General features: G+C 70.6%; 4 protein-coding genes and 1 other RNA gene (1 of these 5 cut by a window edge). All 5 read left to right on the forward strand.

Annotation, left to right across the window (positions count from 1 at the left end; all coding sequences use genetic code 11):
* Window positions 1–24: RNase P RNA component class A (gene rnpB, locus V7067_RS15055), an RNA gene on the forward strand; it begins 442 nt to the left of the window's first position.
* Window positions 25–109: 85 nt separating this feature from the next.
* The gene (locus V7067_RS15060) at window positions 110–571 is read left to right on the forward strand and encodes a division/cell wall cluster transcriptional repressor MraZ (protein ID WP_334176722.1); all 462 of its coding nucleotides are present in this window, start codon (window positions 110–112) and stop codon (window positions 569–571) included.
* Window positions 571–1,632 (forward strand): 16S rRNA (cytosine(1402)-N(4))-methyltransferase RsmH, encoded by a 1,062-nt coding sequence (gene rsmH, locus V7067_RS15065; RefSeq protein ID WP_334176723.1) that lies wholly within the window; start codon window positions 571–573, stop codon window positions 1,630–1,632. Before V7067_RS15060 ends, rsmH begins: the two co-directional genes overlap by 1 nt.
* Before the next feature lie 3 nt (window positions 1,633–1,635).
* Window positions 1,636–2,277, forward strand: coding sequence for a hypothetical protein (locus V7067_RS15070; protein WP_334176724.1), 642 nt, complete (start codon window positions 1,636–1,638; stop codon window positions 2,275–2,277).
* Window positions 2,278–2,297: 20 nt separating this feature from the next.
* Window positions 2,298–3,467: penicillin-binding transpeptidase domain-containing protein (locus V7067_RS15075; protein ID WP_334176725.1), on the forward strand; the 1,170-nt coding region annotated here is incomplete at its 3' end.

A 3,467-nucleotide genomic window follows, 5' to 3' on the forward strand; every position in this document is an offset into this window, starting at 1 on the left:
CCGGCTTTCGTATCAGTTGCGTCCTTTGCCGAGGGTCTCCGGCGGTTTCCGGTCGGTCCCGCGCCGCAGCGCAATCTTTGAGCGTACTTGCGGTCGGGCGGGTGAGGCGATGCACGGTTATGTGTCCCACTTCACGATGCGGCTCGATGCCAAGGGGCGGGTCTCCGTCCCGGCGCCGTTCCGTGCCGTGCTGGCCCGGGACGGGTTCGAGGGGCTTTATTGCTTCCCCTCCCCGCATCAGCCGGCCGTGGATGCCGGCGGCAATGCCCTCATCGCCGAAATCGAAAAGCGGCTTTCCGGCTTTCAGGCCCTGACGGCCGAGCACGACTTCGTTGCCACCGCCCTTTACGGCATCAGCGAGGTTCTGAAGATTGATGGCGAGGGACGCATTTCGGTGAGCGACAGCATCCGGGCCCAGACCGGCATCGAGGGCGAACTCGTGTTCGTCGGGCAGGGCTATAAGTTCCAGATCTGGGAACCGCAGCGCTTTGCCGCCCACCGGGCGGAAGCGATGCGCCGTGCGCTCGCCATGCTGCAGCCGGCCGCCCCCTCTGCACCGGAGGGCCGCTGATGGCAGCCCCCGCCCCCGGTCTTTCCGCCCTTCCCCCCGTCGGCACCCGTCACCGTCCGGTGATGCTGGCGGAGGTGCTGGCCGCCCTCGCGCCGGCGCCGGGCATGCACATCGTCGACGGCACCTTCGGCGCCGGCGGCTACAGCCGCGCCTTGCTTGAGGCCGGGGCCGATGTCATCGCCATCGACCGCGACCCCGACGCCATTGCGGCCGGCCGCGCCATCGAGGCGGCGGCGGGCGGTCACCTGACGCTGGTCCATGGCCGTTTTTCCGATCTCGATATCCACGCCGCCGGGGTGCTGGCCGACGATGCCTTCACGCAGGACGGCAGCAGCGGCGGCGGCCTCGTCGATGGCGTGGTGCTCGATATCGGCGTCTCCTCCATGCAGCTCGACGAGGCGGACCGCGGCTTCTCGTTCCGCTTCGACGGCCCGCTCGACATGCGCATGTCGCAGGAAGGGCCGGACGCGGCCGATCTCGTCAACCATCTGCCCGAAGCCGATCTGGCGCGCCTGCTGTGGCTTTATGGCGAGGAGCGCCGCTCGCGCGCCGTGGCGCGCGCCATCGTGGCCCGCCGGGCGGAACAGCCGTTCACCCGCACGCTCGATCTGGCCGGTCTGATCGCGCGCGTGGTGCCGAAATCGGGCGATGGCATCCACCCCGCCACGCGCAGCTTTCAGGGCCTGCGCATTGCGGTGAACCGCGAGCTGGACGAACTGATCGGGGCGCTGGCCGCGGCCGAGCGGGCGCTGAAGCCCGGCGGCCGGCTGGCCGTGGTCTCGTTCCACAGTCTGGAAGACCGCATCGTCAAGCGCTTCCTCGCCGACCGCTCGCGCGAGCGGGCCGGCGGATCGCGGCACCTGCCTGAGGCAAGCGTGCCGCCGGCAACCTTCCGGCTGGAGAGTCGCGGTGTGACAGCCCCCGGCGAGGATGAGATTCGCGCCAATCCGCGCGCCCGGTCCGCCCGCCTGCGGGCCGCCGTGCGCACGCAGGCACCGGCGCGCGCGCTGGCGCCGGCGGAATTCGGCGTGCCGCCGTTCGACGCGACCGGGGAGGTGTGAGCCATGATCCGGGTTCCTTACGGCCGCATCCTGTCCGCCGTCATCGCACTCGCCGCCATTGCAGTGGCCGCCGTCGCCTTCGAGGAGAAGCGCAACAGCGCCATCGCGGCCGCCGAGGTCACGAAGCTGAAACGCCAGATCGCCGCCGAGCGCGACCGGATTGCCGACCTCAAGGCGGAATGGGCGCTGCTCGACCAGCCGGAGCGGCTGCAGGGGATCGCCACGCGCTATGCCAGCGTGCTGCACCTGCAGCTGCTGGATCCGACGACGCAGATCGCGACCCTGTCCGACATCCCCGCCCGCCCGGCACAGGCCGCGGGCGAAGACGGCGCCGCGCCGCAGCCGCCGGCGGCCGGACCGGGCCCCGTGGCCAGCGCCCCGGCAGCCCCCCGGCAGGGCGATGCCATCGATGCGCTGCTGTCCGGCGGGGCCGGCGCCGTGCCGGCTGCCGCAACCGCGCCGCCGGCAACGGCAGCCGCGCCGGTGCCGCAGCCCGCAGCGGGCGCCGCAGCACCGGCCGCGGAAGCCGGCGACGCGGGCGATGACGTGCAGGACGGCGTCGGCAGCATCGACGAGCTTCTGTCCGGCGAAGGCAACGGGCCCGCCGGGGCTCCAGGGAACGGCCCCGCCGCGGGCCAAGAGTGAGGAGCGCCATGAGCAATACCATGACGTCCCCTGCCCCGATCGCCGGCGAGACGGCACCGGATGCGGGCCGGCCGCGCCGCGGCCTGCGCGGTGTTCTGGCCGGTCTGTGGAGCTTCTTCTTCTCCAGCCCGCGCATCAACCGCGGCCGCATCGGCCTCGCCATGATCGCCTTCGGCCTGCTGCTGGTGGTGTTCGTCGGCCGGCTGACGCTGCTGGCGATGGCGCCCGACCATGCCGCCACCGCCTGGCGCTCGGCGCAGGACGCGGTTTCCGCGGCCCGACCCGACATCACCGACCGCAACGGCGAAGTGCTGGCCACCGACATCCGCTCGGTGTCGCTGTTCGCCGAGCCGCGCAAGGTGCTGGATGCCGACGAGGCGACGGAACTGCTGTCGGCCATTCTGCCCGAACTGGGCGATGCCGCCACCCGCACGCGGCTGGCCTCGCGCGCCGGCTTCATCTGGCTGAAGCGCGAGCTTTCGCCCGCCCGCCAGCGTCAGATCTACGATCTCGGCATTCCCGGCATCGGCTTCCTGCAGGAGAACCGCCGCTTCTATCCCGGCGGCAATGTTGCCGCGCACATTCTGGGCGGCGTCAACGTCGACAATCAGGGCATCGCCGGGCTGGAAAAGACCATCGACAATCAGGGGCTTGCCGAACTCCACGCGCTGGGCTTCGCCCAGACCCGCAATCTGGAGCCGGTGCGCACATCCCTTGACCTGCGCGTGCAGCACGCGGTGCGCGACGAGCTGATTCAGGCGATGGAGCGCTATAACGCGCAGGCCGCCATCGGCATGGTGCTCGACGTGCGCAGCGGCGAGGTCATCGCCATGAGCTCGGTGCCGGATTTCGATTCCAACGACCCGGTCGAGGCGCTGGAGAAGGACAAGATGAACCGCGCCACCGCCGGCGTGTTCGAGCTGGGCTCGGTGTTCAAGACCTTCACCATCGCCGCCGCGCTCGATGTCGGCCGCATCACGCTCGATTCCGTGTTCGATGCCTCGGTGCCGCTGCGCATCGGCCGCTTCTCCATCAAGGATTTCCACGGCAAGCACCGCCGCCTGTCGGTGCCGGAGATCTTCATTTATTCGTCGAACATCGGCACCGGCCGCATCGCGCTGTCCATCGGCGGCGGGGTGATGAAGGAATATTTCGGCCGCTTCGGCTTCCTGAAGAAGCTGCAGACCGAC

Origin of the sequence: Pseudoxanthobacter sp., assembly GCF_036822375.1 — a bacterium.
Classification (GTDB): Bacteria; Pseudomonadota; Alphaproteobacteria; order Rhizobiales; family Segnochrobactraceae; genus Pseudoxanthobacter.

What these genes read in the sequence shown, in the direction of transcription:
- V7067_RS15060 (WP_334176722.1), top strand. Translation starts at nt 110, where the DNA reads ATGCACGGTTATGTGTCCCACTTCACGATGCGGCTCGATGCCAAGGGG.
- rsmH (WP_334176723.1), top strand. Translation starts at nt 571, where the DNA reads ATGGCAGCCCCCGCCCCCGGTCTTTCCGCCCTTCCCCCCGTCGGCACC.
- V7067_RS15070 (WP_334176724.1), top strand. Translation starts at nt 1,636, where the DNA reads ATGATCCGGGTTCCTTACGGCCGCATCCTGTCCGCCGTCATCGCACTC.